20 protein-coding genes and 1 tRNA gene are annotated in these 25,347 nt (G+C 71.1%); 1 reads left to right on the forward strand and 20 read right to left on the reverse strand.

Going from position 1 to position 25,347, the window contains the following annotated elements; translation table 11 throughout:
- From GXW76_RS14620 to GXW76_RS14650, 7 genes are all read right to left on the reverse strand, one after another.
- On the reverse strand, positions 1–1,639 hold a 1,639-nt coding region (locus GXW76_RS14620; RefSeq protein ID WP_211862825.1), incomplete at its 3' end, for an ATP-binding cassette domain-containing protein.
- 17 nt (positions 1,640–1,656) lie between these two features.
- On the reverse strand, positions 1,657–2,358 hold the full coding sequence (locus GXW76_RS14625; RefSeq protein WP_211862826.1) for a hypothetical protein: 702 nt from the start codon (positions 2,356–2,358) through the stop codon (positions 1,657–1,659).
- Complete coding sequence (locus tag GXW76_RS14630; protein WP_211862827.1) at positions 2,321–3,604, reverse strand: glycosyltransferase; 1,284 nt, start codon at positions 3,602–3,604, stop codon at positions 2,321–2,323. The genes GXW76_RS14625 and GXW76_RS14630 overlap by 38 nt, the downstream gene beginning before the upstream one ends.
- A gap of 11 nt (positions 3,605–3,615) precedes the next feature.
- Entirely contained in the window at positions 3,616–5,562 is a 1,947-nt protein-coding gene (locus GXW76_RS14635) for a glycosyltransferase (RefSeq protein WP_211862828.1), read from the reverse strand.
- 238 nt (positions 5,563–5,800) lie between these two features.
- Entirely contained in the window at positions 5,801–6,706 is a 906-nt protein-coding gene (locus tag GXW76_RS14640; RefSeq protein ID WP_211862829.1) for a calcium-binding protein, read from the reverse strand.
- Positions 6,707–6,809: 103 nt separating this feature from the next.
- Complete coding sequence (locus GXW76_RS14645) at positions 6,810–7,517, reverse strand: response regulator transcription factor (protein WP_211862830.1); 708 nt, start codon at positions 7,515–7,517, stop codon at positions 6,810–6,812.
- A gap of 743 nt (positions 7,518–8,260) precedes the next feature.
- Positions 8,261–8,638, reverse strand: coding sequence for a cytochrome b/b6 domain-containing protein (locus tag GXW76_RS14650; protein WP_211862831.1), 378 nt, complete (start codon positions 8,636–8,638; stop codon positions 8,261–8,263).
- 14 nt (positions 8,639–8,652) lie between these two features.
- On the opposite strand from GXW76_RS14650, the gene hflX reads away from it, so the two are divergent.
- Positions 8,653–10,005: a GTPase HflX gene (hflX, locus tag GXW76_RS14655; protein ID WP_211862832.1), complete on the forward strand. Its 1,353-nt coding sequence runs from the start codon at positions 8,653–8,655 to the stop codon at positions 10,003–10,005.
- A gap of 69 nt (positions 10,006–10,074) precedes the next feature.
- On the opposite strand, the gene GXW76_RS26005 is transcribed toward hflX, so the two are convergent.
- The 13 genes from GXW76_RS26005 to GXW76_RS14715 form a co-directional block, all read right to left on the reverse strand.
- Positions 10,075–10,203 carry a hypothetical protein gene (locus tag GXW76_RS26005; RefSeq protein ID WP_272876075.1) on the reverse strand — a complete coding sequence of 43 codons (129 nt, stop codon included), beginning with the start codon at positions 10,201–10,203 and terminating at the stop codon, positions 10,075–10,077.
- A gap of 131 nt (positions 10,204–10,334) precedes the next feature.
- Complete coding sequence (locus tag GXW76_RS14660; protein ID WP_211862833.1) at positions 10,335–12,629, reverse strand: cytochrome c3 family protein; 2,295 nt, start codon at positions 12,627–12,629, stop codon at positions 10,335–10,337.
- Positions 12,630–12,895: 266 nt separating this feature from the next.
- On the reverse strand, positions 12,896–13,273 hold the full coding sequence (locus tag GXW76_RS14665) for a hypothetical protein (protein ID WP_211862834.1): 378 nt from the start codon (positions 13,271–13,273) through the stop codon (positions 12,896–12,898).
- A 73-nt stretch (positions 13,274–13,346) separates the two neighbouring features.
- A complete protein-coding gene (locus tag GXW76_RS14670) occupies positions 13,347–14,204 on the reverse strand; it encodes a hypothetical protein (protein ID WP_211862835.1) in 858 nt (285 codons plus the stop codon).
- 34 nt (positions 14,205–14,238) lie between these two features.
- Positions 14,239–14,856: a hypothetical protein gene (locus GXW76_RS14675; protein WP_211862836.1), complete on the reverse strand. Its 618-nt coding sequence runs from the start codon at positions 14,854–14,856 to the stop codon at positions 14,239–14,241.
- A gap of 42 nt (positions 14,857–14,898) precedes the next feature.
- Entirely contained in the window at positions 14,899–17,424 is a 2,526-nt protein-coding gene (locus GXW76_RS14680) for an arylsulfatase (RefSeq protein WP_211862837.1), read from the reverse strand.
- 132 nt (positions 17,425–17,556) lie between these two features.
- Positions 17,557–18,531, reverse strand: a complete 975-nt coding sequence (locus GXW76_RS14685; RefSeq protein WP_211862838.1) for an AraC family transcriptional regulator — start codon at positions 18,529–18,531, stop codon at positions 17,557–17,559.
- A 43-nt stretch (positions 18,532–18,574) separates the two neighbouring features.
- Positions 18,575–18,946 carry a hypothetical protein gene (locus GXW76_RS14690; RefSeq protein ID WP_211862839.1) on the reverse strand — a complete coding sequence of 124 codons (372 nt, stop codon included), beginning with the start codon at positions 18,944–18,946 and terminating at the stop codon, positions 18,575–18,577.
- Between the two features lie 870 nt (positions 18,947–19,816).
- Positions 19,817–19,892 (reverse strand) — tRNA-Glu (locus GXW76_RS14695).
- A gap of 170 nt (positions 19,893–20,062) precedes the next feature.
- A complete protein-coding gene (locus GXW76_RS14700; RefSeq protein WP_211862840.1) occupies positions 20,063–21,565 on the reverse strand; it encodes a M81 family metallopeptidase in 1,503 nt (500 codons plus the stop codon).
- A 4-nt stretch (positions 21,566–21,569) separates the two neighbouring features.
- Positions 21,570–22,820: a Zn-dependent hydrolase gene (locus GXW76_RS14705; RefSeq protein WP_211862841.1), complete on the reverse strand. Its 1,251-nt coding sequence runs from the start codon at positions 22,818–22,820 to the stop codon at positions 21,570–21,572.
- Complete coding sequence (locus tag GXW76_RS14710; protein WP_338150966.1) at positions 22,817–24,055, reverse strand: hydantoinase/carbamoylase family amidase; 1,239 nt, start codon at positions 24,053–24,055, stop codon at positions 22,817–22,819. Before GXW76_RS14710 ends, GXW76_RS14705 begins: the two co-directional genes overlap by 4 nt.
- Positions 24,052–25,347, reverse strand: a complete 1,296-nt coding sequence (locus GXW76_RS14715) for an ArgE/DapE family deacylase (RefSeq protein ID WP_211862842.1) — start codon at positions 25,345–25,347, stop codon at positions 24,052–24,054. Before GXW76_RS14715 ends, GXW76_RS14710 begins: the two co-directional genes overlap by 4 nt.

Consider the following 25,347-nt stretch of genomic DNA (forward strand, 5'->3'; position numbering starts at 1 on the left):
CGAGCAGGCGGCGGCCCTCGCCGGCCTCGAGCAGCGCGCCCTCGCGCAGCGCCAGCACGCGTCCGGCGCCACGCAGCAGCCCCTCCCGGTGGGAGGTGAAGATCACCGCCGTCCCCGCCGCCGACAGCGAGGCGATCATGGCGGCGACCGCCGCCTCGCCCTCCGCATCCAGGAAGGCGGCGGGCTCGTCCAGCAGCACCAGGCGCGGCCGGCCATAGACGGCGCGCGCGAGCGCGACGCGCTGCCGCTGCCCCATGGACAGGCCGGCCCGTCCGCCGATGCGCGTGGCGAAGCCCTGCGGCAATCCGGCGACCATCCGCATCGCGCCCGCGAGCCGCGCCGCCGCGATCACCGCGGCCGCGTCGGGTGTTTCCTCGAGGCGCGCGATCGCCTCGGCGATCGTGCCTTCGGCCAGCATCGGGTCCTGCGGCAGGTAACCGACATGCCGGGCAAGATCCGTGCGGTCCCATTGCGCGGTGGCGTGGCCGTCGAGGAAGACCTCCCCGGCGTTGCTCCCCTGCAGGCCGAGCAGCACGCGCAGCAGGGTGGACTTGCCGCTGCCGGGCGGGCCGGCGAGCGCCACCACGTCGCCCGGCCCCACCACCAGGTTCACGTCGCGCAGGAGTGGCCGCGCCGCGCCGGGGAAGACCAGCGTGACATGCTCCACCACGAGCCTCCCCTCGGGGCAGGGAAAGGCGCGCATCGCCGGGACCGGCGCGGCCTCGTCCGCCGCGAGCAGGCGGTCGAGCCGGCGCCAGGCCGCACGCGCCGCCGCCGCGTCCTCGAACTGGCTGCCGACGCGCGAGAAGGGTTCCATCACCCGGGCCGTCAGCAGCAGCCCGGCAAGGATGCCGTAGCCGATCGAACTGCCGCCTTCGACGATCACCAGCACGCCGACCGCGACCGCGCCGCCCTGCGCGACGCCGAACAGCGTGGCGGTCGCCGCCTGCGCCATGCGGGCCGTGCCCTGCGCCCGCCGCAGCCCCTCGGCGCCACGTGCCAATTGCCGCGCCCAGCGGCCGACCAGGGCGGGCAGCATCCCCATGGCCTCCACCGCCTCGGCGGCGCGCGCCGCGTCGGCGACCATGCGCGAACTGCGCGCGGAGGCCTCGTTGGCCTCGACCAGTGCCTCCCGCGTGGCGCGCTCGGCGCCGAGGCCGAGCACCAGCGCCACCATCGCCGCAGCGGCGGCGAACAACACGAAGGCCCAGTGGAAGTAGGCGAGCAGCACCAGCAGCGCCGGCACCAGCACCGCATCCAGCGCGATGGCGGAAAGCGGGCCGACCACGCCGCGGCGCACCGTATCGATGTCGCGCAGCGCCTGGTCCGCGGCCACGGCCGGCACGGCGGCCCGCGCGGTCGCGGCGGGCAGCACGCGGGCCGCCAGGCGGCGCACCAGGCGCTCGGCACCGGCGAGCAGCAGGCGTTCGCGGATCAGCGTCAGCGCGACCACCACCACCGCCACCAGCGCGAAGCCGGCAGCAAGGCCGACCGCGGTGGACAGGCTGCCGGTCGGCACAACCAGCGCGTAGAACTGTACCGTCAGCATCACCAGGGCGAAGGGCCCGAAGGCCCCTGCCAAGCCAAGCAGCGCCGAGATGCGCGCAGTGCGCGCCAACTCGGCGGACAGCCCGGCCATGGCGGCGGAAGCCATCCTCAGCCCGCCCGCAGCCCGTGCGCTATCACGAGGGCCCCGATACCGATCGCGGCAAGCAGAAGCGCCAGCGCGGCGGTCCAGCCCCCCCGGCGGCGCCCCGCGGCACGCGCCGGAACGGCCGGGATGGTCGCGAGGCGCTCATCCATCCGGGTCAGCCAGAGGGTCAGCGTTTCCAGCCGCTCGCCAAGGTCACGCTGCCCCAGCGTCAGCGCATCGAGTGTCTCCCGCTCGCCGGCCTCGGGGACACGGGCGGCAATGGCGCGCATCTCCTCGAGCAGCAGCCGCTGGCCCGCGGCCAGGGACTCGATCGCGCGTTGCAGCCCCGATTCCGCGCGCTCGCCGGCGGGACGCGGCACGCGGATGGGCAGCGCCACCTCGGTGCCGTCGGCGGCGCGGGCGACGACGGACAGGTCCGCGCGCCGTTCCACCCATTCAGGCCTGAGGGGGATCTCGAAGGCATGGGAACCGTCCCCGATGCCGGCCTTGGCCAGGTCCGCGCGGGCGAAATCCGCGACGGTGCGGCTGACGCTCTCGCTGCCGAGACGCAGCTCGATCGCGACCCGTTCCTCCGGGGCGGCGGTGTTCCAGGCCCAGCCGCAGAGCTTGTCGGCGGCGGCGTTGTCCACCAGGCCGCGCAACTCGGCGGGGCGGGCCTGCGGTGCGTCAGCGTGGGGCGATGGGGTCGCGGGATCGGACGGCACGATACGTCCTCCTGGCTCTGGTCGAAACGAGGTCGCGGTAGAGGTCGAAATGGGCGGCCGCGGCCGCGGCGAAGTCGGGCGGCGGGCGGATGCCGGCGCGCAGGCGGTCCCACAGGCCCGGTGTCTCCGCCGCCTCGCGCATGACGGCGGCGAGGCCCGCGGGGTCGCCGATCGGGGCATGCAGGCCGTCGATGCCGGCGCGCACCGCTTCCGCCATGCCGCCGGCATCGCCGCAGATCACCGGGCGGCCATGGCGGAAAGCCTCGAGCACCACGAGCGGCGCGTTCTCCCACCAGATGGAGGGCACCACGACCCAGTCGGCGGCGGCGATGCGCGCGGCGACCTCCTCCGGCGCGTAGGCGCCGCGGTGCGCGGCATCGGGCGCCGCGGCGAGCGCCTCGGCGAATTCGGCGCGGAACTCCTCCGAGGTCCAGGCGGTGCCGCCGTGGATCTCCAGCCGGTGCGCGACGCCATCCCGCGACAGCCGCGCCGAGGCGCCAAGCGCGACGAGCGTGCCCTTGAAGCGGTTGACATTGCCGAAGACGGCGAAGCGGTCGCGCCTTTCGTCCTGCGCGATGCGCGCGGGCGCCGGCTCGGCCGCCGCGACGGCGTTGCGCATGATGCGGATGCGCTCCCCATCCCAGCCGGCGGCGAGGAACCGCCCGCGCAGGAAGTCGCTCGGCGCCAGCAGGGCGTCAAAGGCCGCGAAGGCGCTGCGGATGCCGAGGTCGCGCAGCGTGAAGTCGCTGCCGTCGCGGTCCGGGATGCAGCGCCGGCAGGCATCGGGCGACGGGCCATGGCAGAGACGCCCTTCGGCCGTGAGCAACTGGCCTTCGCGCGGGCAGAGCGCGAAGTAGTCGTGCAGCGTCGCCACCATCGCCGCGCGCGGCGCGGCGCGCCGCATCATGTCGATGCCCTCCACGCCCCAGAGCAGCGGGTGGTGGAGGTGGATGACGTCCGGCGCCAGGCGCTCGATCATCGGCGCGAGGGAAGCGAGGCCGTAGACATCGCTCTGCGAGAGATGGAAGCGGTCGAAATGGTCGAGCGAGACGAGCATCTCGTCGTTCGCCGCCCCCGCCGCCTGCAGCAGCGTGCCGGGGCGCCGTTCGCGCAGCAGCGACGTGGTGCCGGCAAGGAACAGGCCTTCGAGACCGATCTCGTCCCGCAGCGCGCGGAACAGGCCGAGGGCGAAGGCCTCGGTGCCGCCCGGCTGCAGCCGCGGATGGTTGTGGGTGAGGAAGAGCACGCGCATCGCCGTCACGCCGCCGGATGGCGCGCCATCAGCGCCGCGATGTCGCCGGCCCAGCGACGATGATGCAGGCGGCGGTTCACGGCGCCGGCCAGCGTGCGCGCGTGGCCGTCATGCAGCGCGATGGACTGGCGCTCGAAGTGGAAGAGTTCGGCCGCCGGCTCGTAGGCGATCCCCCCGCCCGCCGCGCGGAAGCGAAGGCAGAGGTCGGAATCCTCGAAGTCGCCGACGATGTAGTCGGTGCAGAAGCCCCCTGCCCGCTCGAAGGCCGCGCGGCGGGCGAGCAGCGCCGCGCCGGTCACGGCCGGCACGCGCCGCGCGCGCAGCGCATCCTCGTGATGGCGCGGATAGCCCTTGCAGTAGTGGTCGTTCAGCCAGGTCCCGTCCTGGCCAAGACGGAATAGCAGCCCCGCATGCTGGATCGAGCCATCGTCGAACAGCAGCCGCGGTCCCACCGCTGCCAATCGGGAATCGCGCCCGAGGCGCGCGAGCATCGCGCCGAGCCAGCCTGCCCCGGCCGGCAGCACGTCCGAGTTCAGGAACAGCAGCGCCGGCGCGCGCGCCACCGCCGCCCCCGCGTTGCAGGCCGCCGCGTAGCCGCCGTTGCGCGGCATCACCAGCAGCCGTAGCGGCAGGCCGAGCATCGCCGACATGCCGCGCAGGAGGTGATCCACCTCCTGCCGCTGCTCCGGGCTGTCGAGCACGTAGATGATGTCGGTTGCGCAGGTTTCCGCGTCGCGCGCGAGGGCTGCAACCTGGAAGCGCAGGAAGCGGAGATTGCGATAGAGCGGCACGATGAGGCTCGCGCGCGGGCGCGCGGGTGGCGAGCCGTAGGACAGGTGCTCCGGCGTGCCGGCCGCCTCCCGCTGCGCCGCGGCGTGCAGCAGCGCCGCTGCCGGGGCGATGCAGGAATCGAGCAGCGCGGCATCCGCTGCCGAGGGATGCACCGCGCGCAGCACAAGGTCGCGCGCCACGGCCGCCGGCATCAGGCCGGGTGGTGCGGTCACCTCCACCGTGCCGCCGCCACGCAGCCGCAGCGCAAGCCGCCACTGCGCCATGCCTGCGGGGTCGGCGCCCGCCAGATGCGCGAGGAAACCCGGACGATCGCCGCCCGCGCCGAGCGGCGCGCGCGCGAACGTCGGCGCCAGGTCGGGGCGCGGCACGCGGTGCAGCAGGTCGGCGGGCACGTCCCGCTCGACGCCCGGCGCGCGGATCGCCATGCCTTCGACCAGGCGCAGCGGGTCGCGCAGCCAGCCGCAGAGGAAGACGCCGCCGCCATGGTCCGGGAGCGCGAGTTCGAGTGCAGCGCCGAGCGGCCCCGCGGGGTCCTCGACGCGTGTGACGCGCGCCGGGTGAAGAAGTTGCGCTTCCTGCAGCAGTGCACGGAGGCGGGGCGCCTCCGCGGCGCGCCCCGCCAATGCGGGCAGGAGCGATGCCGCTGGGCTGCGCCCGGCGAGCGCCTCCCGCACCACCACGCGCAGCGGCTTCTGCGCGGCGCCTGGTTCGAGCCGCAGGCCGGCGAGCGGCGCCGGCGGTATCACAACGGCCCCGCGTGGCGGCCTGCCGTCAAGGATGAGTACATCGCCCACTGGCGGGAGCAGCGAACGGATGCCGGCGGCCGAGACGAGCCTCCAGGCCCCGGCAGGCGCAGGCGGGACGTGCCAGAGGGTCAGCCCGGCCTCGGGCCGGGCCAGCAAGGGTGCCACGCGGGACGGTGCCGCGAGGGCGACGCACAACGCGGCAAGGCCGGGATCGGCCGCCGCGCGCAATGCGGGCGCGCCCGTGGCGACGAGGAAGCGCAGCAGCCGCTGGCGATCCTCCGGCGCGATGCCGGCGACGAAGTCGGGCACCGGCAGTGGCGCGGGCAGGACAAAGGATAGCGTGCCCCCACCGGCGAAGGCGACCGCCCCCGCGGCGCCGGGCCGCGCCGCCGCGGGCATCCGGGCAAGATGCATCAGCCGCGGCGACTCCTCCCCCCCCAGGAGCGCCGAGGCGCTGGGTGGCGGCAGGTCGACGCCTTCGACCGACAGGCTTGTTCCGCCGGACGCCACCCCGCCGGGCAGCGGAAGGTCCAGCAGCGCGAGGCCGGCCGCCGTCGCGTAGTGGCGCGGCGCCGGGGAGCCGTGCGGCCGGCCGGGGCGCGAAGCCCCGGCCGGCAGCGTCCGCGTGGCGAGATCGCCGTTCAGGGTGACCTCAGACGATCTTGACGTAGCTGGAGAGGTTGTGGAGCAGGTCCTGGCTCGAGATGCCGACCAGCTTGATCTGGTCGCCATGGCCGAGGTCGATGACCGCGCCGGTGCCGCTGCTCGAGATGCGGCCGGCGAGGTCGTCCGCGCTGTTGATGCGCGTCCCGTTGATGTTCGCCTGGATGGCGATCACGTCCTCGCCGGGGCGGAAGTCGAGCACCACGTCGCGGCCGAAGCCGCTCTCGAAATAGAAGGTGTCGCTGCCGCTCTGGCCCGCCAGCGTGTCGTGGCCGGCACCACCCACCAGCGTGTCGCTGCCCGCCCCGCCGAGGAGGAGGTCGTTCCCCTTCCCGCCGTACAGCAGGTCGGCACCGTCATCGCCGGCGAGCAGGTCGTTGCCGTCCTCGCCGAAGACGACGTCATTGTCCGCGCCGCCGCTCATGACGTCGTTGCCGGCGCCGCCGAAGAGAACGTCGTTGCCCTCCTCGCCGAACACCCAGTCGCCGTCCTTGCCGGAACCCAGGCCGGGGGCGCCGTGCTGGTGATCGCCACCCGACGGACCGTCGCGATGGTCGTCGTGGCCGCGCCCGCGGCCCTGGTCGTTATCGTGGCCACGCCCGCGGCCCTGGTCGTTATCGTGGCCGCGCCCGCGACCCTGGTCGTCGTCGTGGCCGCGGCCGTGGTCGTCATCGCGACCGCGGCCGCGATCATCGTCGTGGTTCTTGCCGCGCCCACCGCCCGAGGCACCGGCAAAGACGATGTCGTCGCCCTGGCCGGCATGGATCGTGTCCGACCCGCCGAAGGTGATGATCAGATTGTCGAAGCTGCCCGGAATGTCGGCATCCGCGTCGATGAAATCGGGCCCGTTGGTGCCGAACAGAAGCCCGCCGGGCAGGGTCGCGAAATCGGCCATGGTCAACCTTCAATGGAGATGTTTGGTCGTATCGACCGGAGACACCTCCCGTATAGGTTGTGTTTACTGACCCCCGAACTCGATTTTGATGCGGTGCACAAGTTTACACACACGCGTCCGTGATTTCGATCGGAACGGCCAGGGCGTAGCCGATGTTGCGGACGGAATTGATCGCCTCGAACGGCAACTTGCTGCGCAGGCGGCGCACCAGGCTGTCCACGGCCCGGTCCTCGAGCCGCCAGGCGCGGCGAAAGATGCGCTCGCAGAGCACGTCGCGCGCCACCGGGTCGCCGCCGGCCGAGGCGAGGATCGCGAGGAGCGCGAATTCCGCCCCCGTCAGGCGCAGTTCCTCCCCGGCCGGTGGCTGGAGCCTCCGGCCGGCGGGCAGGAGGCGCCAGGGCGCGACATCCGTCGCCGGCTCGCCGAGCCGCCGCAGCACCGCACGGATGCGCGCGATCGCTTCGCTGGGTGGGATTCCCGTATGCAGGACTTCGTCGGCGCCTGCCTCGAGCGCGGCCACCCGCTCGTCGATCCCCTCCGCCGGAGAGGCAACTACCACGCAGGGGATCCGGGACAGGTCGCGCAGGCGCCGCACCGTGTCCGCGGCCGACGGCCCCGAGACGCCGTCCGCCGCCAGCAGCACGGCATCGGAACGGCCGTCCGCCACGCCGCGGATCAGCGCCTCCTCACTCGGCGCCACGGCGACGGCGATCCCACGTTTGGTCAGGTCGCTTGCAAGGGGCCGCACCAGCGCACGGTCCACCGCCAGAATCCGGTGGCCATGGCGTGCGAAGGCGCTCGTCTTGTCCATCGGCTTCATCAACACCCTCGGATTCATACAACCACAGAATGTGTTTCCTTAATATGGCACTACTTTGGCGTGCATGACTGATTCATCATAAAGGCTGATCGCGATTTCTTGAGTCTAAGTAACAATTTCTTGTATCGCATTTCTTGACGGCGCCCCTCGGATCCAAACTCACCTACGACCTGAAGGGCAGGCGTCAGGCCACGTTCGTGTCGTCGAGGCGGGCAAGCCGCTCGACACCAGGGGGAAAGGTTGCCCTTTCCGCGGAGTGTCTCAATTTTCTGCGAGACGGTGCGCGACGGCACGGATCCGGATGCGCCTGGAGGGAGCATCCCTGCCCCGTTCGATCAGTTCGGGCTCGATCATATCCGAGATCCGCGCTCCCTGATGCGCCACGCGCCGGGTGTGAGCAGGGAATGGCGCAGGAAAGGGAGCCGGCAGCGAAGCTTCGCCGTGAAGGGGAGTACAGGGAGACCCGGATATCCAGGCCCTTGCAGCCTGACCGATGATCCCCTGGTTCCCTCGCGCCTGTTACTCCTGCGATCGATCGGCGATCGCGGCGCCCCCATGCACATCCGCAAGTGGCGCGACCTGCGTGGCACTGCGCTCGGTCTCCAGACCCGCACGCCACGGCGGCGCGCAAGCCACGCGCATCATCAGCATCACGGCGGGCGGTTGCGGCGCTGAGTCTTGTCATTTCGTGATCGCGGTGGTTCGGCATGAGGCCGGGCGGGCGAGACGGCGCATCACCAGCGCGCCCGCTTGCGGCCGGTGATCATCGCCCGGACCAGGTTCTCGCCGTGCTCGAAGCTGGCGAAGAGGACGCCCGCCACATGGAGGCCGATGAGGATCACCATCGCGTTGGCGAAGCCCTCATGCAGGTCCGCCGCCCATTGCGCGCCCCAGAAGGCGTCCGTCCTCATCATGATGCCGGTCGCGACGAGGCCGGCCAGCATCGCGAGCAGGGCGACGACCATCGCGCCCCCGGCTCGATTGTGCCCGAGATGGCGCGGCGCCCGCAGTCGGGCGGCGTCGCGCAGATAGGCCAGCACTTCCCGCGGCGGGCGGACTAAGCCGGAGAAGCGGGCATGCCGACGGCCGACGACGGCTTCGGCGGAATCCATGCTACTGCACCGCCATGGAGACCAAGCCCCCCATTCCGCTCGCCGTCCTTGTTGGTATTCAAACCCCGGAGGTCGATGACATCGCGCACCAGGCGAGCCTCGAGGAACTGGGGCGCCTGGTGAAGACGCTCGGCTACCAGGTGATCGGCACGGTGTCGCAGCGGCGCGACGGCACCGGCGCCGGGTCGTTGCTGGGCAGCGGCAAGCTGGCGGAACTCGCGGCGCTCACGGGCGGCACCGGCGTGGTCGGCTCGATGGCGCCGCCGCCGAGATCCAAGGCACGGCAGCGCTTCGACGGGGCCGCCGAAACGGCGCCGAGGGCGGAGCCGGACGCGGATGCCGGCCGCAAGCCCGACTTCGTGATCGTGGACCACGAGCTCTCGCCCAGCCAGATTCGCAACCTGGAACGTGCGACCGGCGCCGAGGTGCTCGACCGCACCGGCGTCATCGTCGAGATATTCCATCGCCACGCCAACACACGCGAGGCGAAGCTGCAGGTGGAGATGGCGCGGCTGAAATACGTCGCACCCCGCCTGCGCGAATCCTCCGGCGGCGGCGGGCGGCAGCAGGGGCCGGGTGCGGGTGAGACCACCCTCGACCTCGACCGCCGCAAGATCCGTGACCGGATCTCGGAACTGAAGGAGCAGCTGGAGGCGGTGCAGCGCGACAGCGACAACCGTCGCACTGGCCGGCGGGACCAGCTGCGGGTGGCGCTGGTCGGCTACACCAATGCCGGCAAGTCATCCCTGATGCGGGCGCTGACCGGCAGCCAGGTGCTGGTGGAGGACAAGCTGTTCGCCACCCTCGACACCACCGTCCGCATCCTGCAGCCGGAGACCCGGCCCCGCGTGCTCGTCTCCGACACGGTCGGCTTCATCAAGCAATTGCCGCACGACCTCGTCGCCTCCTTTCGCTCCACCCTGGCGGAGGCGCTGGAAGCCTCGCTGCTGCTGTTCGTGGTCGATGCGTCGGACCCAACCTACGAGGCGCAACTCGATGTGAGCCGCAGCGTGCTGCGGGAAATCGGGGCGGATGCGGTGCCGTCGCGCCTGGTCCTGAACAAGATGGACCGAGTGGACGCCGCCGGGCGCGCCGCGCTGGCCGAGAAGCACCCGGACGCGATCATGCTCTCCGCCCACGCGCCCGAGGATGTGAGCGCGCTGCGGGATACCATCATCGCATTCTTCGAGGCGGCGATGGTGGAGGATGTGCTGCTGCTGCCCTATGCGAAACAAGGGCTGATCGGCGAAGTCTATGACAGCGCGCGGGTGCTGTCCGAGGAGTACGACGAGACCGGCCGGGTGCTGAAGATCCGGGGCCTGCCCGGCGCCATCACGCGGTTGCGGCGGAGCCTTGCCGCGCACTGAGGCCTTGGCCAACGCCTTCGTCGCGGGCGGGCTCATCATTGACGCCGGACAAACGCGTTCGACCGGATTCTACGAATGGCGGGCTGTGGGGATGTCGTTGAAGGCGCGCTCCTCGCCCGCCGGCACCGCCGCATTGCCGGTTATTCGCTCCCATCGCTGGACCTTGACGTCGACATTGTGCGTCGACGTCCGCGGCACGGCAGATCCGGCTGGTGCTCTCGGGGGTGATGATCGTGCCGCTGCCGCAGAATGGCTCGGCTCGTAGATCATACCGTTCGGCGCTGGTGCTGGCTCGGACGCGGTCGCCACCGTGCCGCTGCTACGACACCTCAGCGGGGTACGCGCCTTGCGATCTCGGCGAGGAGCGCGGCGGCTTCGCGGTCATGGGGATCCATCGCAAGGGCGGCCCTCGCATGCCGCTCCGCCTCCGCCAGCCGGCCGCGATCGCGCTCGAAGGTGGCGGCCGCAATCACGCTCTCGCGATGCCGCGGATGGCGTGCGAGCACGGCCAGCGCCTCATCCACGCGGCCCTGGCGATGGAGCGCGAGCGCGAGCGCATAGGCGTAGCGCGGCTGGTCCGGCGCCAAAGCCGCCGTGGCGGCCAGCGTGTTGGTCGCGTCGCCGATCCGCCCGCGCCGGACCTGCAGCAGTGCGAGCGCGTAGAGCGGCTCGGCCGCGATCGGATGCGCGGCCACGGCGCGACGCAGCAGCGCCTCCGCTGCCTCGGGCCGGCCGCGGGCTTCCTCGAAGGCGGCCTGGTTCACGAGCGCGGGCAGGAAGGCAGCATCGCGCGCCAGCGCCGCGCGATAGGCCGCTTCGGCGCCAGCCTGGTCGCCACGCCGGGCCAGCAGCGCGGCGATGTTCACATGCGCCTCCGGCCGCTCTGCCGCCACACGCTCGCTTGCCAACAGTTCATCCCAGGCCCGCGCGAAGGCAGGGCGCGCGGCTTCCGGGAGAGCATTCACCGGCACCGACGCAAGCGCGCGCGCGGCTTCGATGCGCACCAGCCGCACCTCGTCGGCAAGCAACCGTGCGGCGTGCAAGCGGTTCTGCGGCGGCAGGCCTTCCAGCGCACGCAGTGACGCGGCGCGCACCAGCGGCTCCGGGTCGAGCAGCGTGCCGCCCACCGCCTCGCCCACCGCGCGGGTCGGAGGGCTGGGCAGCAGCGACAGCGCCGTGGCGCGCAGGATGGCCGGCTGAGCACGGTCGAGCGCCAGCCGCGACAGCGCCTGGTCGGCGCCGCTCGCGCCCGTGCGCCCTGCATGGATCGCGAGTGCCGGATGCAGCCCGCCGCGCGGCGGGCCGTGCCAGGATGCAAGCTGCGCCGCCGCCCAGGCCTGCGTCTGGCCTGCGTGGCACGATGTGCAGGTGTCTGGCGCGTCGATCGCCGCCGAGACCTCGGGCCGCGGAATGCTGAACGCATGGTCGCGCCGGCGATCCACGCCCATGTAGGTGACGGCGGGCATGTGGCAGGACACGCATTGCGCCCCGGCACTGCCCGGCGCGTGCCGATGGTGCGCCGCCACTTCGAAGCGCGCCGGCAGGTGGCACTGCGCGCAGACGGCGTTGCCTTCGGCGCGCAGGCGGCCGCTGTGTGGGTCATGGCAATCGGCGCAGACCACGCCGGCCCGCTGCATGCGGCTCTGCGCGAAGGATCCCCATTCGAAGACCTCGCCCTGGATCTGGCCATCCGCGTGGTAGCCGCCGGGGGCCAGCAGCATCGGCGCATGGGTGTCGAGGAAGCGTGCGCCGGGCAACGGATCGGTCACGATCGGTCGGGCGCGGGCGTGACAGGGGGCGCACGTCTCGACCTGCGTGGCGGTGGCTTGGCGCGGCGGGCCGTCCCAACGGGCGATGCCGCGCGGGTCGTCCGCCACGAAGCGCCAGGCGCCGCCGGAGGCATCGCGCAGCATCACCGACAGGCCACGATGCGCGACATCGGCGCGCGTCCCTGACTGCGCCCACGCCACATGCGCGGCACCTGGCCCATGGCAGGATTCGCAGCCGACGCTGATCTCGGTCCAGCTCGTGTCGTAGCGGTCGCGCGCCATGTCGTAGCCGCGCTGCAGCCCGGTCGAATGGCACGATGCGCACATGAAGTTCCAGGTCTGGTCGCGCCCGGTCCAGTGCAGTGGGTCGCCGGCGCGCAGTGGCTCCTGCGCCATCAGGTGATACCAGCGCTGGCCGCCTTCAGCCTGCGGGCGGCTGTCCCAGGCCCAGGGCAGCGCCTGTCGGCGGCCATCGGAGAACAGCACCAGGTATTGCTGCAAGGGGTCGGCGCCGAAGGTCTCGCTGACCGCGAAATCCGCGACCGTGCCGCCAGGACCGTCGGTGCGGATGACGAAGCGATCGCCATCCCGCAGGAAGGTGGCGGTGTGGCGGCCATCGGCCACGGTCACGCCGGAGAAGTCGCCGAGCACGGTCGCCGGCGTCGCGGCGGCCATGGCGCGAGCGTGGTCGCTCTCCCGCCAGGCCGCGGTCTCGGCGGCGTGGCAGCCGGCGCAGGTGGCGGAACCGACGAAGCCGGCGCGCGCCCGCTCGGTTGCCGCAACCGGCGCGCCGCCGGTCAGCAGGGCGGCCAGCAGGAATGGCAGGGTGATGGCGAGGCACAGGCCCGCGAGCATCCCGCGACGCCATGCTGCCGGGCATGGGCTTCGGTCAGGCGCCACGCGGTGCTGTCCCTGCCTGCATCATCGGGACATCAGACCATGCCGCCACGCGTCGCGGCCAGCATGCTCGGGTGCGGCCGGCGTTGTCGTCCCGGAAGCGGAAATTCACCGCGGGATGCAGGCCGCTCATGGCCAGGTCCCGTACCAGCGAACGGCCGCCCTGGTCGTAGGACATGCAGCGGAGGCCGAGTTGCACGCCGGCATCTCGATCAGAATGCTGCCTAGCGGTGACGTTCGGCGAGCGACGACCAGATGAGCAGGCCGGCCATCGCCGCGTGCGTCGCCACCGCCGGCCAAAGGAGCACGCCAGCGTTCTCACCTCCGATCCCCAAATACGCAAGGAACAGGGAACAAAGGACGCTGAAGATGAGCAGGGCGAGGACGGGCTGCGCGGCCTGCCGTGGCAAAGTGCCGCGCGGCCAGCAGGCCAGCGCGAGCGCAAGCAGCGATATGCCGGCGAGCCGACCGAGCGCCGCCCCTGCCCCGGACAACTCCGCCCCGAGCAGCAGGCGAGCGAAGACGGCGGGGGCGACGACCAGCAGGCAGGCGGTCAGCACCTCGATCGCGGCCGCCGCAGCGATCACCCGTTTCGCGCGCATGACCGCCTAGCTTCGTTTGCCCGTAGGCATCGCTCGCTCCGAGCCTTCTGGAACTCAGGCCGCCGCCGTCACCCTAGAAACTGAAATTCACCGCGATATAAGCGCCGCTCATGGTCAGGTCCTGCACCAGCGAACTGCTGCCCTGGTCGTAGGACATGTAGCGCCAGCCGAGTTGCACGCCCGCCCATCCGTTCTGGAAGCCGATGCCCGCGAAGGTCTGCCAGGTGAAGTTCGAATCGCCCGCGCCGAGGTCGAGGTAGTAGGGGACGAAGAAGCCCGACTGCCCGATGTTGATGCGCCCGCGTACGCCGACGATGCCATTCCAGATGTCGTCGCGCCCCGACAGCCGCCCGGCGCCCCCGAAGGTCGGCCCGGCATTGCCGCGTGGCCCGACCAGCGTGACCGCGAGGTTGTAGTCGGACGTGGCCTCGATCCCGAGGTAGCGGAAGCCGGCCAGCACGTCGACATTGCCCCAGCTGCCCGCCGCCACCGTGTAGCCGCCCGCAAGCGTCCAGAGCGTCGTCTTGAGGTTCGTGTTGCCGGAGACGTTGACCGTGCTCGAGATCGGGTTGCGCCCGACGCCCAGGATGTCGGCGGCCTCGACGCGGCTGCCACCGGCATCGGCGCTGACGTACATGACGTCCGTCAGCAGCGAGAATCGGTCGTAGCGGGCTGTGGCGGCGAAGGCTGCGGCGAAGTTCAACTCGGCGAGATAGTCGTCGGCGTCAGCCTTGACGTCCGCGGACCCGCCGAGGCCCGGCGGAAGCGCGTAGCGCAGGTTCGCGTTGACCGAAGGCAGCCAGGCATAGGGCGCGACCTCGAAGCTCCAGCCCGTGCGCACGCCAGTCTCCTGCGCCGCGGCGCTGGAGGTGGCGCCGATGGCGATCAGCGCTGCCGCCGCGGCAAGGTTCCGCGCGGAATGGTGTGTCATGGCGCGTCTTCCTACGACCTGTTGCTTCCGCACCCTAGCGCATCCACGCGCGGCGATAGCCGCGGCGCGCAGCGCCGGCGAAGGATAGGGGCGTGCGCGGCATGCCGATGATATCGATGAAGACCGAAACCTCGTCGCCGGCGTCGGGCATCGTGCCGGCCAGGACCTGAACGGTGTAGGCCAGGCTACCGGCATCCAGCACCGGATTGCGCAGCACTACGACGACCTGCCGAAGTTCGCCGCCCTCGACGATCGACAGATCCGCGTTCGGTGGATCGGACAGGAAGCTTTCTCGTCCTTGGCTCCAGAACGGCACGAAGGCCGCGGTACGCATATTGCCGGCGATACGGTCCGGGCGGTCGGAGAAGAACAACGTGACCGGGCTGACATCGTGCAAGGTCAGCCGACTGGTCATGCGGTCGAAGCTCATGCGCCGGGCGGTCTGGACGAAGAGGAAGTCGGCGTGGCCGGAGGCTTCCCCTGCTGGCTGGGCCTGCACCGTCTGCGCCCTGGCGGGACCGGAGGCGGTTGCAAGGACCGTCGTCGCGGCCGCGGCCATGGCCAGATCACGCCGTGTCGTCATGCTACCGTACCTCCCTTTGCTGCCTGGCCGGGTGCCGCACGACCGGCCCACCAGCTTCGAGTCAGTCATGTGAGGATCCTCGGGCAACAAGGCTGCCCGGGGCCGTCAGGATCAGTTCCGTCGTTGCGGCGCCGGCGTGGCCGGCGTGGCCGGTGCGGCTGCACGCTGGCGCCGCGCCATCTCTTCCTCCAGCAGGCGCAGGGCCGCCGGCGTGATCGTGCTGTCGCCCAGGTCGATGGTCAGCCGCACGATCCGCCCGGTGAAGGGATTGGGCGAGGCGTAGTCGCGGTCGTCCACCCCGGTGCCGGTATCGAGGCCGACGTCGAAGGTCTCGTCCCAGGCGACGGTGAAGGGCAGCGTGTTCGGCAGCGCCTGCTGCGCCACCTGGGTGCCGTTGACCGTCAGCGTGCCGGTGCCGCCACGGCCGAAGGGAAGGCCCTGCGGCTGCATCTGCCAGTCGAAGACCAGCGTGTGGCGGCCCGGAGGCAGCGCGGCCGGCCCTTCCCAGCGGTGGCGCTGCACGTTCAGGAAGTTCCAGGTGAAGACCGGCCGGCCCTGCTGGAGATAGAGGGCGTAGCCGGAGAACCGGCCGCCCTGCGTGACCAGTACGCCGTTCGCGCCCCCCTGCGGCACCTCGATCTCCGTGGTGATGCGGTACGACCGGTTGAGCAAGCTAGGCGCCGCGTTGCCCTGGATGGCGGAGACCGGGCCGGTATAGGTGAATTGCCGCCGACCCGCCGCGGGGCCCGGCCGGGCGGCGATCAGCCGCGTCAGCGAAGAATTGTCGAGCGGCAGCACCTGGTAGCGTGTCGCCTCCATCAGGAAGACTTCCTGCATCATGCGCAGCCGTGCAGGCTCACGCGCCGCCAGGTCGTTCACCTGCGTCGGATCATCGGCCAGGTTGTAGAGTTCCCAGGCGTAGCCATTCAGCACGTCAGCGGGCTTCGGTGACTGCGTGTCCCAGGGCGGGGCGACCGGTGTCGTGCTGGCCATCCAACCCTCATGGTAGATGGCCCGGTTGCCCAGGATCTCGAAATACTGGGTCCGCCGGCGCGATGGCGCGTCGCGGCTGGCCGCGTCGAAGGTGTAGGCCATGCTCACGCCCTCGATCGGACGTTGCGCAACGCCGTTGACCATGGTGGGCGCTGCAATGCCGGCCACCTCCAGGATGGTCGGCACCACGTCGATTACGTGGTGGAACTGATTGCGGATGCCGCCACGGTCGGTGATGCGGCGTGGCCAGGACACCGCCATGCCGTTGCGCGTGCCGCCGAAATGGGAGGCGATCTGTTTGGTCCAGCGATAGGGCGTGCCCAGCGCGAAGGTCCAGCCGGCCGCCATGTGGTTGTAGGTACGGTCGGTGCCCCAGGCGTCGATGAACGGCATCATCTGCTCGGCCGTGAACACCACGCCGTTGAACCAGGCGACCTCATTCATGGTGCCTTCGAGCCCGCCTTCCGCACTGCTGCCGTTGTCGCCGCTGATGTAGATGATCAGCGTGTTGTCCAGTTGCCCGGAATCCTCCACCGCCTGGATCACGCGCCCGATCTCGTGGTCGGTGTAGGCGAGGTAGGCGGCGTAGATCTCCATCTGCCGGGCGAACAGCCGACGCTGGTTGTCGGTCAGGCTATCCCAGCGCGGAATGAAGTCGGGCAGCGGTGCCATCCGCGCATTGGCCGGAAGAACGCCGAGGCGCTGCTGGTTCTCGAAGATGCGCCGCTGCATCACTTCCCAGCCGCCATCGAACTGGCCGCGGAAGCGTTCCGCCCATTCGCGGGTCGGGTGGTGCGGCGCATGCGTCCCGCCCGGCGCGTAGTGGATGAACCACGGCCGGTTCGGCTCGACCGAGGTGATGAGCCGGATGTGGTCGATGGCGTCGTCCGCCATCGCGGTGGTCAGGTTCCAGCCCGGCCCGGCGCTGACATTGGGGTGGATCGGCGTGGTGTTGCGATACAGGTTGCCTGGCTGCCACTGGCTCGTGTCGCCGCCGACGAAGCCATAGAAATAGTCATAGCCCTGGCCGGTCGGCCATTGCGTGAAGGGGCCCGCAGGGGTCGCTGCCCAGGTCGGCACGTTGTGGTTCTTGCCGAACCAGGACGTGGCGTAGCCTGTCTGACGCAGCGTCGCCGCGACATGCGCCGTCTCGGGCGGGATGATGGAATTGTAGCCCGGGTAGCCAGTGGCCAGTTCGGAGACATTGCCGAAGCCGACCGCATGGTGGTTGCGCCCGGTCAGCAGCGCGGCGCGGGTCGGCGAGCACAGCGCCGTGGTGTGGAACTGCGTGTAGCGCAGCCCGGCCGCCGCCACGCGGTCGAGTGCGGGCGTGGGGATCACGCCGCCGAACGTGGACGGGGCGGAGAAGCCGACATCGTCGGTCAGGATCACTAGCACGTTAGGCGCGCCCTCGGGCGGCATCACCTGCGGCGGCCAAGCGGTCTGGCTGTCGCCAGCATTCGGCATGATTACGCCAGTGAAGGGCGGCGTCGGCGCCGGCAGGCTGAACGGGTTCGGGGTCATCAGCGCGTCCGGCGCGCCGGGTGCGCCTCGGATCTGCTGCGCCGCCGCGCCAATCGCCGTGACGGCCAGTGCGGCTGCGGCCAACAGCAGCCTCCGGCTCAGCCCGTACCAGGATGCCATGCGTGCCTCCCCAAAGTACCGGCTTGCGGGTCTGCGCCCGCTCAGGTTTCAGAGTGCCACCATACCCCTTCCGGATTCCAGGCGAACGTGGCCGGCGCTATCCTATTTGGGCAACTTCGTGCCGGCCGACGGTCAGGCGCCCGCCCCGACTGCAACGGTCTGCGATGGCAGTTCGCCGAACAGTGCGCGGTAGTCGCGCGCGAAGTGACCGAAGTGCCAAAAGCCATGCGACAGCGCGACGGCCTTCACCTGGGTCGGCCTGTCGCCCGCCGCCCGTAGAGCCCGACGCGCCAGCATCAGCCGCCGCACCTTGAGGTAGCTCTGCGGGCTCATCCCGGTGGTGGCGACGAAGGCGTCGTGCAGCTTCCGCAAGGAAACAGCGAGCGCGGCGCACAATTGCTCGCGATACACGGGGCGGGGGAGCGCGCTGCGCAGGAAGTCGTCGGCGGCGGCGACGATCCGCTGCGCCTCGCGCGCAGCACGGGGCCTTGGCAAGACCAAGACACCGGACGTGAGCGCGTCGGCAACCATTTCACCGAGTGACAGGGCCAGACCCTCCGCGCAGCCTGGGGCCGCCAGCACGTCCGGCAAATCGGCCGCCATCCGCGCCGCGGTCGCCATGACACGCGCAAGCTGCGCAGCCGGACCGGAAGGCAGCGCCAGGACGCTCGCTTCCCCACGCACGCGTACTGGCGGCGGCGCCAGTTCGGCCCAGGCCTCGAGCTGGGATTCCGGCACGGCAAGCGCGGCCCAGGTGTTCGGCCCAGGGCACTGGCCGAAGAACTCCGCCCCATGAGGCGCAAGGAACGCCTCCGAGCCGACAATTTCGGTCCCGTTCATCCGGGCATTTTCCTGCCCGTAGTGCAGCGGCAGGATCAGCGCGGCCATCCCGCCGCCCATAGCGCCTCGGCAGACGTGGGAGCGGTTCTCGCCGATCTGCACGACCAGTTCGCCAAGGCGCAGCAGGCGGAGCGTGGCGCCGAAGCGATGCCCCAGCATCGGCATGAACTCAAAGGAGCCGCCGACCAGCGCGGCCGAGAAGTCGTCGGGTTCATAGAATCGCCGGACGGCGCCCTCGGCGTCCGCCGCCTCCGGGCCATGCATCATGGCGAGTGTCCCCTCTCGGCCTTGCGGGTTCAGGCCATCCCGGTCAAGCCGCATACGGCGCGGCGCACAGACGCGGCGCAGAGCGCCGACTTCGATACGCTAACGGATGCTCGCACGAATTCGCCTGATCCGGATAGCGACCGGCGATGAAATGGAGCCCGATGCCCGGTGCGACGCATGGATTAGGGGGCTGCTTCACACCGCCAACATGATGGCCGGAGCGGCGACGGTTCGAATCCCGGCGTACTTCCTCCTCGAACTGCACCGGGCTCGGGTGACCGAGAGCCGAATGCAGCCATTTGTAATTGTAGACCTCATGGGTGAAGCGCCGGAGATCCGCGGCGACCTCTTCGAAGGTCTCGTAGGCCGTCGGGTAGGGGATCACGATCCTCGCCTCGCAGTCGTCGGCGGACATGGCCGGGTTCCTCGACCGACTGGACCGCGGAACGCCGACGCCTGTGCGCGAATGTTCTGGGGGCTGCGCATCCATGACGCCCCGTGGCCCGTCGTTGGAAGCCGGGGGGGGCGCCCGCCAGGCCGCCGGGAGGGCCCGGCACGTCCCGCCCCAGCCTTGACCGACCCGGCGATTGCGCGGGCCTCGGCTGGCGCTGCCCCGCGTTGCCGCCGAGCGCGCCCACATCGCGGCAGCAGCTGGCGCCCTTCGACGGGGCGGACAAGGGGATACGTGGTGAAACCGACCGTCGACCACAGGATCTCACGGCCTCCGATGTGGCACCGGCTCGCGCGGAGGGCGCGTGAGTCCCTTCGAGGTCATCGCCGCCTCCTTTGGCATCATGCGACGTCACGAACGCCGCTGGCCGTCGCCCCGGCCTCGCGCCACGCCCCTCCCGATGGGCCTCGCGAGGCTGCCTTTGGGGATCACCGGATAGCGGCGATCACACGCGCAGGGCGGCCTTTCGATGCCGGCCGCCGTGCGGGCCCTAGAAGGCGCCGGTCTAAGCGTCTGGCTTGCTGGGATGGCTTTGCGTCCGCCAACCGGGCGGCTATCGCTCCGGCTCGTGCGGCTGCTGGTTGCCGGCGCTGGCACCTGGGACGAGGCGAAGGACGCCTTCCGCGCGCGTTGGTGGGAGGCCGAGCAAGGGGAGATCATCGGCCGGCGGGGCGATAAACTCCCCCGCACGCGCGGACGCCGCGTGATCCAGACGTAGAATCCGCCCAAGGCGACCGGCAGCCCGCTTGGCCGCCGACGATCTGCACCATTGTGGGGTCGATTGTGGGATTTGGTCGGCTCGGCGCCGTGGAAGCCGCGGAAAACCTCATCCGCTGGCGTCCCCTACGGGATTCGAACCCGTGTCGCCGCCGTGAAAGGGCGGTGTCCTAGGCCTCTAGACGAAGGGGACCGGCCGTGGAGCGCGGGTTAATGCCAGCGCGCCGGTCGGTCAATAGCCGCAAGCGCAGCGGGCCGGCAAATCTCTCTCGCTGCCAGCCGCATCGCCTGAATCCGGCCGCCGTTGGCCGCGGCATGGCGGGGCCAGCGGCGCCAGGCCGTGCGGAAGCGCCTCGATCAGACTCACCCAGTGCGCCGATTGTCCCCCGGCCGCAGACGCAGCCCGGGCCGCAGATTCGTAAAGGGCAGCACCGCCGGATCGGCCACCACCGGCCCCGGCGCCGTCACCACGATCACCTCGGACGCGATCGGCTGGAAATCGGCGCGGAAATGCACCGAGGACTTCACCGCGACGATCTTCTGTTCCGCCGGCTCCACGCCGATGAACCGGAACAGCGCCTGGTCATGCGCCTGCATCTTCCGGCTGACGACCACGACTCGGACGCCCGGCGCCACCCGGATCAGCGCCGAAGGCCCGAGATCCGCCGGATTCCCCTTCCCCATCGGACCGGTCAGGGTGAAGCGCCCGTCCGAGAGCCGCTCGACCAGCGCGGTGACGCGCACCGGCGCGCCGTCGCTCTTGCCGCCGAGGTCGAGCGTGACCGTCGCGCCCTCCCCCGCCGCATGGCAGGCGGCGGCGGCCTCGGCGTCGTTCATCGGCGCCAGGACCGCGCCCTGCGCGTCCTGGCGGATGAGCTCCGCGAGCAACCCGGTGGTGTCGCCGTGGCCGCCGCCGCCGGGATTGTCCTGCGTGTCGGCGAGCACCACGGGGCCACGCGCGCCGCGCGCGGCCATCGCGCGCGTCACACCTTCGGCCGCAGTCACCACGCCGAGCGCGAATTCCGGTTCCTTCGCCGCGATGAAGGCGACGAGGCCATCCGCCGCCGCCGCCGCCTGCTCCGGCGTGTCGGCATAGGATGCGATCGCCATGCCGCAGCCCGGGAAATCGGCATAGGGAAAGCCGAAGCAGAAGCCGAGTTCCCACACGCCGTCGGCCTGGGACAGCCGCGCGCGCTCCACCATGACGTCGGCCATCGGCGCGACCATGGTGCACTGGCCGGGCAGAGGGGTCCAGAAATCGAGCTCGCGGAACGCCTTCATCGGGCGGCGCCCTTCGCGGACCATGCGTAGCAGCAGCCGCATCGCCTGCGCGCCCGCCGGCTTCATGTCCACATGCGGATAGGTGCGGTAGGGCACCAGAACGTCCGAATGCATGACCATCGCCGCCGTCTTATTGGCGTGCGGATCGAGGCTGGTGGCGATCGGCATATCCGGCCCCACCACCGCGCGCACCCGGCGCAACACCTCGCCCTCCGCGTCATTGAACCCAACCGCGACCATGGCGCCGTGCAGGTCGAGATAGACGCCGTCCAGCGGCCCCGTCTCGAGCGAATCCGACAGCGCGGCGACGAGCAGCGCGGTGATGCGCTCGAAGGCTTCCGCCGTCACGGGGCCGGCGGGATTCGCGAAGGCCCAGGTGAGCGGGGCGATCTCCACCCCTTCCTGCTCCGCCACCGCGATCGCGCCGGCGGCGGGGCAGGAGGTCGGCCGCATGGTCTCGACCATGGTCGCGGGCTTCTGCAGGGGCGGGAAGCCGCCGGGCTTGATGAACTCCGGCCAGCCCGTGGGCAGGGGCGCGAAGGAATGGCTCTCGTGCTGGAAGCCGCCGATGGCGATTCGTGTCATGGTCTCAGTCCTTGGCGATGCCCGCCGTGGCGAGGACGGCATCGGCCAGCACGCGCAACCCCGCTTCAGCCCATGCGGGCGTGATGCTCTCGGCCTCGTTGTGGCTGATCCCGCCATGGCAGGGGCAGAAGATCATCGTCGCCGGCACGCGGCGTGCGACATAGACGGCATCGTGGCCGATGCCCGTGGGCATGTCCATGTGCGGCAGGCCCAGGCGCTGCGCGGCATCGCGCACGCGGCCGACCAACGCAGGATCGAAGGGCGTGTGCGGCGAGTACCAGAAATCCGCCACCGTGATCTTCACCCCGCGCGCGGCCGCGATCGCGGTGGCGCGCGCCCGGATCTCCTCGGCCATTTTCGCGAGCAGGTCCGCGTCGCCGTGGCGCGTGTCGATGGAGAACCAGATGCGCGAGGGCGCGATGTTGCGGCTGTCCGGATAGACCGTCAGCCGTCCGACGGTCGCACGCCCCGGCTCGCCGCTGGCGCTGACGGCCTTCAGCGCGATCTCCTCGATGGCGGAGATGAGCGGCGCAGCGGCCATCATGGCGTCGCGGCGGCCGGCCATGGGGGAGCCGCCATGCGCCTCCTCGCCCTCCACCGTGACCTCGAGCCAGTTCTGCGCCAGCGCATGGGTGACGACGCCGATCTCCTTGCCGGCATCCTCCAGCAGCTTGCCCTGCTCGATATGCAGTTCGAAATAGGCACCGATGTCGCGCAGCGCGCCGGGGTCGGCGCCGCCCTTCCAGCCGATGCGGGCGAGTTCCTCGCCGAAGACCTTGCCCTCGGGGTCCTGCTTCGCGAGCACCTCGTCTTCCGTGAAGATGCCCATCGCCGCGCCGCTGCCCATCATGGGCGGGGAGAAGCGCGCGCCTTCCTCATTCGTCCAGTTGACGAGCATGAGCGGCGCCTCGGTCACGATCCCTGCCTCGTGCACCGCGCGCAGCACTTCGAGGCCCGCCAGCACGCCGAGGATGCCGTCGAACTTCCCGCCCGTCGGCTGGGTGTCGAGGTGGCTGCCGAAGGCGACCGGCTTGCGCGACGCATCGCGGCCCGCGCGCGTCAGCGTCATGTTGCCGACACGGTCGACCGCGAGCGTGCAGCCGGCCGCCTCGGCCCAGCGACGCAGCAGATGGCGGCCCTCGGAATCGAGGTCCGTCAGCGTCTGCCGGTTGCAGCCGCCCTTCGCGGTGCCGCCGAGCTTCGCCATTTCCATCAGGCTGTCCCAGAGGCGTTGGCCGGAAAGAGGGACGTTCATGCGAGGCCTCCTGCAGTCTCGATCACGGCCGGACCCAGCGCGGCGAGGCCCGCGGCCGACCATTCGGGGGTGATGCTCTCCGCCGGATTATGGCTGAGCCCGCCATGGCACGGGATGAAGAGCATGGCGGACGGCACGACGCGGCCGAGATGCAGCGCGTCATGGCCGATCGGCGTCGGGAGGTCGCGGTGCCTCAGTCCGGCGGCCTCGGCGGCGCGGCGCAGGCGATCGAGCAGCACGGCGTCGAAGCGGACGGACGGATAGCCGGAGACGTAGTCGATGGAGATCGGCATCCCGCGGCGATTGGTGATCTCCTGGCACGCGGCGGCCAGCGTCGCCTTCATCGCGTCCAGACCGTCCTGCTCGATGTTGCGCAGGCTGGCGACCAGGCGCACGACGGAAGGGATGTTGCCGCGCGCGTCCGGCTCCAGCGCGAGCCGCGTCGCGGAGGCAAGCCCCCTCCCCGCCGTGCCATGCGCGATGCTCTCGAGCGTCAGGATCACCTCCGCCGCACCGACCAGCGCGTCGCGACGGTCATCCATGCGGCTGCCGATATGGCCGTCCTGCCCCTGCACGGTGATGGTGCAGTAGTTCACGCCAAAGCCATGGGTCACGATGCCGAGCGGGATGCCCTCGCGCTCCAGCACCGGGCCCTGTTCGATATGCGCCTCGAAATAGGCCGCGAAGCGGCGCGCCTCGGCCGGGTCTCGCGTGCCGCGCCAGCCCGCGGCGTCGAGCGCGGCACCGTAGGTGGTGGTGCCGAAGCGGTCCGGCGTGGCGAGCACGGCCGCCGCGTCGGTGAAACCCATGGCGGCCTCGCTCGCCGCCATGGGCGGGGCGAAGCGGGCGCCTTCCTCGTTGGTCCAGTTGACGATGCAGATCGGAGCGCGCGTGTGCTTGCCGGCGGCATGCAGCGCGCGGACGATCTCGAGCCCGATCAGCACGCCATAGGCGCCATCGAACTTCCCGCCCGTCGGCACGCTGTCGAGGTGGCTGCCCACCGCGACCGCCGGCAGCGACGGATCGGCGCCGGGATAGGTCAGGACCATGCTGCCGAGGCCATCCACCGCCAGCGTGCAGCCGGCGGCTTCCGCCCAGTCGCGCAGCAGCGCGCGGGCCGCGCCGTCCGCCTCGGTCAGCGCCAGGCGATCCACGCCTCCGTCGGGTCGCGCGCCGACCCGCGCCATCTCCATCAGGCTGTTCCAGAGGCGTTCAGCCGAGAAGGTGATGCTCACCGCGCCTTCTCCACCCCGCACCACTCGGCCATGGTCAGCGCGATGGTGCGGGTGATGTCGTGCATGCTGTCGAGACCCACGCTCTCGTCGATGCCATGGATGTCCTGCGCATCGGGGCCGAAGCAGGCGACCGGCGTATCCTGGTAGAGCGTAAAGAAGCGCCCGTCCGTCAGGCCAGTGGCCGGGTAGTCGCGCAGGGTCGCTCCGGCGACTTCGGCGAAGTTCCGCTTCGCCATCCGTGCGATCGGCGCGTTCATGTCGAAGACGCAGGGGTCGGCCATGAAGCCCTTGAACTCGAGCTTCACCTTGGCGCCCCTCAGGCGTTCGTCCTGCGCGGCCTCAGCGACCAGCCTTTCGATGTCCGCCTTGGTTTGCGCCGCGGTGTACCCCATCATCACACCAACACGCATGCCGATGCGGCAGCGCGTGGCGACGGAGGAATTCCACTCGCCGCCCTCGATGGTGCCGAAGTTCACGTTCACCGGATGGTTCACGCCATGGAAGGAGGCATGGATGCGCTCGGCGCGGTTCATGTCGCGCTCATAGTCCTTGAACCGTGCTGCAATGGCGTTGGCGGCCTCGATGGCATTCACGCCGGCCTGCATGTCGCGCACATGCGCCGGACGGCCGGAGACGGTGACCCAGGCCCAGACCACGCCGACCTCGGCGGAATACATCGCGGGCAGGCCGGGGCCGGGCTCGGGGATGATGACCCCATCGGTGCGCGGCAGCGCGAGCATCGCGGCGAGCGCGCCATTGCCGCTGCATTCCTCCTCGATCACCGACTGCATCTGCACCTCGGCTGCCGGTTGCAGCCCCGCGACGCGCAACGCCTTGAACGCCGTGACGTAGGAGACGATGCCCGCCTTCATGTCGCCCGCGCCGCGCCCGTACATGCGGCCGTCGCGGATGGAAGGCTCATAGGGCGGCGTCTCCCACATATCCGCGGCGCCTTCGGGCACCACGTCCACATGCCCTTGCAGCGCCAGGCTGCGGCCGCGGGCCTCGCGTGGCGTGTGGACCGCGACGATGTTGTCGCGCCCCTCGTAGGAGATCAGCGGCGGCGAGAAGCCGGGGTGGGACGCCAGCTCCTCCGGCACCGTCGGCACGCGGCGCGGCGCCAGGCCCAGGCCGTCGTAGATCCGCGCCATCTCGCTCAGCGCCGAATGCTCGTTGCCCAGGGTGGAGGGGCAGCGCACCAACCTCTCCAGCGTGTGCACCGCGTCGTCGCGCAGCGTGTCCACGGCCTCCAGGATCGCGCGGCGCGCGCCGGGGTCCAGCATTTCGGTCAT

Origin of the sequence: Neoroseomonas soli, assembly GCF_018129065.1 — a bacterium.
Lineage (GTDB): Bacteria > Pseudomonadota > Alphaproteobacteria > Acetobacterales > Acetobacteraceae > Neoroseomonas > Neoroseomonas soli.

What these genes read in the sequence shown, in the direction of transcription:
- GXW76_RS14635 (WP_211862828.1), bottom strand. Translation starts at nt 5,562, where the DNA reads ATGCATCTTGCCCGGATGCCCGCGGCGGCGCGGCCCGGCGCCGCGGGG.
- GXW76_RS14640 (WP_211862829.1), bottom strand. Translation starts at nt 6,706, where the DNA reads ATGGCCGATTTCGCGACCCTGCCCGGCGGGCTTCTGTTCGGCACCAAC.
- GXW76_RS14645 (WP_211862830.1), bottom strand. Translation starts at nt 7,517, where the DNA reads ATGGACAAGACGAGCGCCTTCGCACGCCATGGCCACCGGATTCTGGCG.
- GXW76_RS14650 (WP_211862831.1), bottom strand. Translation starts at nt 8,638, where the DNA reads ATGGATTCCGCCGAAGCCGTCGTCGGCCGTCGGCATGCCCGCTTCTCC.
- hflX (WP_211862832.1), top strand. Translation starts at nt 8,653, where the DNA reads ATGGAGACCAAGCCCCCCATTCCGCTCGCCGTCCTTGTTGGTATTCAA.
- GXW76_RS14660 (WP_211862833.1), bottom strand. Translation starts at nt 12,629, where the DNA reads ATGCTCGCGGGCCTGTGCCTCGCCATCACCCTGCCATTCCTGCTGGCC.
- GXW76_RS14665 (WP_211862834.1), bottom strand. Translation starts at nt 13,273, where the DNA reads ATGCGCGCGAAACGGGTGATCGCTGCGGCGGCCGCGATCGAGGTGCTG.
- GXW76_RS14670 (WP_211862835.1), bottom strand. Translation starts at nt 14,204, where the DNA reads ATGACACACCATTCCGCGCGGAACCTTGCCGCGGCGGCAGCGCTGATC.
- GXW76_RS14675 (WP_211862836.1), bottom strand. Translation starts at nt 14,856, where the DNA reads ATGACTGACTCGAAGCTGGTGGGCCGGTCGTGCGGCACCCGGCCAGGC.
- GXW76_RS14680 (WP_211862837.1), bottom strand. Translation starts at nt 17,424, where the DNA reads ATGGCATCCTGGTACGGGCTGAGCCGGAGGCTGCTGTTGGCCGCAGCC.
- GXW76_RS14685 (WP_211862838.1), bottom strand. Translation starts at nt 18,531, where the DNA reads ATGATGCATGGCCCGGAGGCGGCGGACGCCGAGGGCGCCGTCCGGCGA.
- GXW76_RS14690 (WP_211862839.1), bottom strand. Translation starts at nt 18,946, where the DNA reads ATGTCCGCCGACGACTGCGAGGCGAGGATCGTGATCCCCTACCCGACG.
- GXW76_RS14700 (WP_211862840.1), bottom strand. Translation starts at nt 21,565, where the DNA reads ATGACACGAATCGCCATCGGCGGCTTCCAGCACGAGAGCCATTCCTTC.
- GXW76_RS14705 (WP_211862841.1), bottom strand. Translation starts at nt 22,820, where the DNA reads ATGAACGTCCCTCTTTCCGGCCAACGCCTCTGGGACAGCCTGATGGAA.
- GXW76_RS14715 (WP_211862842.1), bottom strand. Translation starts at nt 25,347, where the DNA reads ATGACCGAAATGCTGGACCCCGGCGCGCGCCGCGCGATCCTGGAGGCC.